We start from the raw sequence: 4,910 nt of genomic DNA on the forward strand, positions 1-4,910 counted from the left end.
ACTGGTAGACTTTTGCGCCGCCCCTTGGTTGGCTTTTACGCCGCCGTTGACAGACGGGCCATTTCCGACGAGTTGCGCACGCCGGTGTAAAGCATGATCAGCAATGCCCACTGTTTCAGGCCATAAGCTGACCTATCCGCGAACATCTGGTGCCCAAAAATCGTGTTGAGTTCCTATTTGGTGAGAGCGAGCCGAGAGGGTTCCTGGTGTGTCTTTTTTCCGGTGTCCACGCGAACACCTTTTGCTGGATTAAATTCCATTTGACCATTTTCCACTGCCCAGTTGAGGACGCCCGAAAGATGCGAGAGCCACTTCATATTCACTGTCTTCGGTGCCAGTGTCGGAAACGGTTTTGGGAGTTTTGCATTCGCGTTGATCGCGTCGGGTAGGGTCAGGCCGGGAAATCGCATCATATAGCGGTTAGGTGTTTTGATCAGGGCTTTCTTGTAATCGATGATGTGCTTTTTCGTGATAACTGCGACAGCGATATCAGCCCCGATGAATTCCTTGAACATACGCACTGCATTCCGGTGCTCCTCCATTGTTTTTGCTGCCAGTGAATTGCCGCCGGCTGTTCGTTCTTCGTGGAAGGCGTTCAGAGCTTCGCTGAGTGATATTTTGTGGCCTTCGTTGGCACCGACCAGGCCAGTGGCAATAAGTTCTGCCTCTGGCGCTGTTAACAATGGGTCTGAAGGGCACCCTGAAAAATAACCGCGCTCGCGTTCTAATGCGGGCTCCAGTGCTTCGATCTCGGCGCGAGTGAATGCGTGGGCTAGATGTCGCCACTCTTGCGTGTCACGCTATAAATGGGGGTGATTGTCATTGAGGTATTGTTGCACCGCAGGCTCGATCCATTGTGTTTCACCCGTGCCGAAGCTCGAATGAAAAGCCGCAAGTCGTCGCACCCTGTTGTTGTGGTCAAAGTAACGTGCGCCTGCCATCAGTTCGAAGTCTGTTGTTGCATTGATGATGGAGGTTTGGCTCTGACGGTCCTCGCGCTGCTCTTGCGCAAGTCTGTCGAGCGCGCGTCCCTTCTCGGCCTGAATATTGGTTACTGTCGGCATAGACGCGCGCTTTTGCGCATCTTGGGCAATTGTGTGAAATAATGTTTCTTGGCAGCAATCTATAACGCGATGGAAGGTGAATTCCTGCGGGTTTCAAGATCCACCCGCGCTTTGTCGATGGTGGCGAAGAATCGATGGAGTATTCCGTGCACTAGCCGTTCTCGTGCTCGGGCGTCTGACGGCAAGTCTCGCTCGACCAATTCTCGCAGTCCGATAATCGAGCGCAGCTCCTCTGGCACAGTGACACGAACGAACCACTTTCCCCTGATTTGCTGAACGTATTTCATTCCCACCTCAATCACCTGGTTTGTAGCGGTTCTTGTAGCAGGTTTTGTAGTGAGCGCCCTTATAAAGCAGGGCTTCTCTGCATCTTCAACGAGGTGGGAGGGAGCAAGGTGAGAGGCTGGACAACGACCCAAGCGGGGCTCGTTACGGCTGCTTCCTTCCGGACCTGACCGGGTTGGCGAGGCGCTCGCCCGCGCCAACCTCTCGACAATGCATATAGGCGGCCTGATCGGGATTGGCAAGAATGCAATCTGACTTTGCCGCGCGTATCCGGCGCGGTCATAACCGGATGCGATAGCGGGCAAAGCCATTCGCGGTCAGGCCCAGCGGCGAGACGTCGAGGTTCGCCAGCTCATCCAGATAGGCTGCGGCACCGGGGCCGGTGTCAAATACCGCAGTGGTCTGGCCAGCCGGGGCAAAGCGCCAGATCTGCGTGCGCCGGGGGTGAACGTCCCCCGCTTCGATGGCATAGCGCAGCAGGATGTCGCGGATGGTATCGGGGCTGTCCAGCACGATATTGCCCGCCTCGGCCCCGGCAAAACTGCCAACCCCAGAGGCGCGAAAGCTGTTGGTGGCGACGATCAGCGCGGCGTCAGGTGGCACCTTTTGCCCTGCCATCCGCAGGTTGCGCACGCGGCGCGCGGTGGGGTTGATCAACCGGCCCAAGGGGTCAAACCTGGCCGGTTGCGAAAGGTCGATGTCATAGGTCAGCCCGGTCACGACATCAAAGTTGTAGCTGGGAAAGTTGGGGTCAAGCAGCGGCTGATCCGGCTGGCCGGGCGACAGTCGCGCAAAAATACCTGCCGCGCGTTCAAGCCAATCGGCCAGTTGCGCGCCGGTGATTTTCAGCGCCCGGATCGTATTGGGGAAAAGATAAAGGTCGGCCAGGTTGCGCGCAACCAGATCGCCCGCCGGAATTTCAGTGAAGTAATGCGGCCCGCTGCGGCCGCCGCATTTGAACGGGGCCACGGCTGACAGGATCGGAAGCGATCCCTCGGGGGTGGCGGACAGCATTTTGGCGACGTGCCAGCGTTGGGCCTCGGCCACGAAGTTCAGCCCCGCATCGGGGGCGACCATGGAAAAGTAGCTGTGCATGGGGGCGGTGCTGCGCCCGACCGGGCGGCGAATATGGGCCAGTGTGGCAAGGTGGTCGGCCTCGGCGGCGGCCAGCACGGCGCTAACGCGGGGTGTTTGCATGCAGGGTGTGGGCGGGCAAGGCGGAATGTTGGGGTTTGGAGCAAAGATCCGGCGGGTTGAGGCGGTGGCGCCTGTCACCCGCCACCCTGCCGCATCATGGTGCAGCGCCAGGTCGATGATGCCCAGATCAGACCCCCACAGACCGGCCATGACCACCGGGATCCGCCCGATCCGCCCCGCACCGGCGTCAACGCCGGGCAGGTTATGCGGAAAATCGGGCGAGGGGAATGTCAGGTGGCTGTGCCCGGCCAGAATAGCGTCAATTCCGGGCACTGCGGCCAGGGGCACGGCGGCGTGTTCGCTGTCTGCCGCTGCCCCGTCGGCACCGATTCCGGTATGGGCCAGCGCGATCACGATATCGGCGCCGGCGGCGCGCAGTCTGGGCACATGGGCGCGCGCCGCTTCGACAATGCCGCGGGTTTCGACGCGGCCGGCCAGGTGTTTGCGGTCCCAAGCCACGATTTGCGGCGGTAACAGCCCGATGACGCCAACGCGGATAGGGCAGGCGGCGCCGGTTTCATCGGTCAGGATACGGTCCAGAATTATGTAGGGCGGCAACAGGGTTTGATCGTGTTCGGGCGTGGCCGCCAGACGCAACGCGATATTGGCCGAGATGATGGGAAAATTTGCCGGGGCAATCGCCTGCAGCAGAAACTCCAATCCATGATTGAATTCGTGGTTTCCCAAGGTGGCCGCGTCATAGCCCAGGGCATTCATCGCGGCGGTCATTGGGTGCAGCTGCCCCGGGGCCAGGCCCCGCTGCGCGACATAATCCCCCAAGGGTGTGCCGTGCAGAAAATCGCCGTTGTCGAACAGCAGCGCATTGGCAACTTCGGCGCGGGCGGCTTCAATCAGCGCGGCGGTGCGGGCAAGGCCAACGCGGTCGTCCGGGCGGTCGGCGTAATAGTCATAGGCAAAGACATGCGCGTGAAGGTCGGTCGTTTCAAGAATGCGCAGCTGCGCCGTTCTGGTGGCGGCTGTGCCGGGCTGCGTTCCCTCAATATTGGTTGTTGCCACGCATGGGGCCCCCACGTCTGACCTCGCCTGTTGTTTGGCCGCCTTTGAAGGACTGGCGGCGGTGTGTCCGATTGAAAAAGTCTAAGCCTGATAAGCCGCCCGATCTACCCATAAGGGGGGTTGTCAAAAATTAATACAACCTAAAGATGTGTTTTGATCACACTGGCCCTGCGGTGTAATGCCTTGGTCGTTTTTGGCCCCCCAACCATTTGTGCGCCTCTTTGGGGCCGCTTGTGCGTTTTCTGCTATGGCGATGGCTTGCAGACCAGCGGGATTGACTGCACAAAAGGCCACTTGTCAGGGGCGGGGTAGTGTTTCGATGAAATTCGTCAGCCATGAGGATATCGAAGCCCCCGTTGGTTTCGTTTTTAAGGCGGTGACGGATTTCACTGGTCATGAACGCGCAGCCCTGCGCCGCGGGGCAGATGTGCAACGGCTGAATGCGACTGTAGAACCGGGGCCGGGTGCATCGTGGAACGTGGCGTTTCACTATCACGGCAAGATACGGCGTATGATTGCCCGGATTACCCGCTGTGATCACCTTGAACTGGTCGAATTCGCCGGTGTGTCAGACGGCTTTGAGCTGACCTTGCAGATCAACCTTTTGGCGCTGTCGCCGCGCCGCACCCGTTTGACGATGTCCCTGGATCTGCGCCCGCGCAGTCTGGGCGCGCGGCTGATGCTGCAATCGGCCAAGCTGGGGCGCAGCAGGCTAAAGCACAGATACGACGAAAAGCTGCGCGCCTATGCGCAGCGCATTGAGACGCGTGCCGCCCTTTCGGTGATCTGAACCGCCTCAGGTATTCTGGCCATGGCGGCGTGGGTCTGCCGGATAGACCCCCACCAGCGACATTGACGAGGTGAAATAGCCCAGCTCGTCCAGTGCAAGGCGCACGTTGCTGTCATCGGGGTGGCCTTCGATATCGGCGTAGAACTGGGTTGCGGTGAAATTACCGTCGACCATATAGCTTTCCAGCTTGGTCATGTTCACGCCGTTGGTCGCAAACCCGCCCATCGCCTTGTAAAGCGCGGCCGGAATATTGCGCACGCGAAAGACGAAGGTGGTCATCATCCCTGCCGTGCCGCGCCGGTTCAGGTTCGCTTCGCGTGACATGATCAAAAAGCGGGTAGTGTTGTTTTGCTTGTCCTCGATATGGCGGGCAAGACAATCGAGCCCGTAAATCTCGCCGGCAAGTTCAGAGGCGAGCGCGGCCAGCTTTGGGTTGCCGCGTTCCGCAACGATCTTGGCCGAACCGGCGGTATCGGCCCCGGTCACGGCGCGCAGGCTGTGTTGGCGTAAAAAGCCGCGACACTGGCCCAGCAAAACCGTATGACTCATGGCTTCGT

At 59.6% G+C, this 4,910-nt stretch carries 5 protein-coding genes and 1 other RNA gene; 1 reads left to right on the forward strand and 5 read right to left on the reverse strand.

All coding sequences use genetic code 11. From position 1 onward, the window contains the following. Positions 1–173 precede the first annotated feature (173 nt). The 4 genes from ACM62R_RS12175 to ACM62R_RS12190 all read right to left on the reverse strand — a co-directional run bounded on the left by ACM62R_RS12175 (position 174) and on the right by ACM62R_RS12190 (position 3,563). Positions 174–683 (reverse strand): hypothetical protein, encoded by a 510-nt coding sequence (locus tag ACM62R_RS12175; RefSeq protein ID WP_415184321.1) that lies wholly within the window; start codon positions 681–683, stop codon positions 174–176. Between the two features lie 117 nt (positions 684–800). Further along, entirely contained in the window at positions 801–1,064 is a 264-nt protein-coding gene (locus tag ACM62R_RS12180; RefSeq protein WP_415184322.1) for a hypothetical protein, read from the reverse strand. Positions 1,065–1,457: 393 nt separating this feature from the next. Beyond that, positions 1,458–1,556: signal recognition particle sRNA small type (gene ffs, locus ACM62R_RS12185), an RNA gene on the reverse strand. A 72-nt stretch (positions 1,557–1,628) separates the two neighbouring features. Continuing rightward, entirely contained in the window at positions 1,629–3,563 is a 1,935-nt protein-coding gene (locus ACM62R_RS12190) for a bifunctional 2',3'-cyclic-nucleotide 2'-phosphodiesterase/3'-nucleotidase (RefSeq protein WP_415184323.1), read from the reverse strand. A gap of 274 nt (positions 3,564–3,837) precedes the next feature. Here ACM62R_RS12190 and ACM62R_RS12195 point away from each other — a divergent pair, with 274 nt between their 5' ends. Then, entirely contained in the window at positions 3,838–4,353 is a 516-nt protein-coding gene (locus tag ACM62R_RS12195) for an SRPBCC family protein (RefSeq protein ID WP_415184324.1), read from the forward strand. Between the two features lie 6 nt (positions 4,354–4,359). Here the strand turns inward: ACM62R_RS12195 and ACM62R_RS12200 are convergent. After that, a partial coding sequence (locus ACM62R_RS12200; protein ID WP_415184325.1) for a prephenate dehydratase domain-containing protein occupies positions 4,360–4,910 on the reverse strand: 551 nt, incomplete at its 5' end.

The organism is Phaeovulum sp. (assembly GCF_047638075.1).
In the GTDB taxonomy this organism is placed as follows: domain Bacteria; phylum Pseudomonadota; class Alphaproteobacteria; order Rhodobacterales; family Rhodobacteraceae; genus UBA6197.

Bases quoted from the DNA above. Each gene is read 5' to 3' on its own strand.
- ACM62R_RS12180 (WP_415184322.1), bottom strand. From the start codon at position 1,064: ATGCCGACAGTAACCAATATTCAGGCCGAGAAGGGACGCGCGCTCGAC.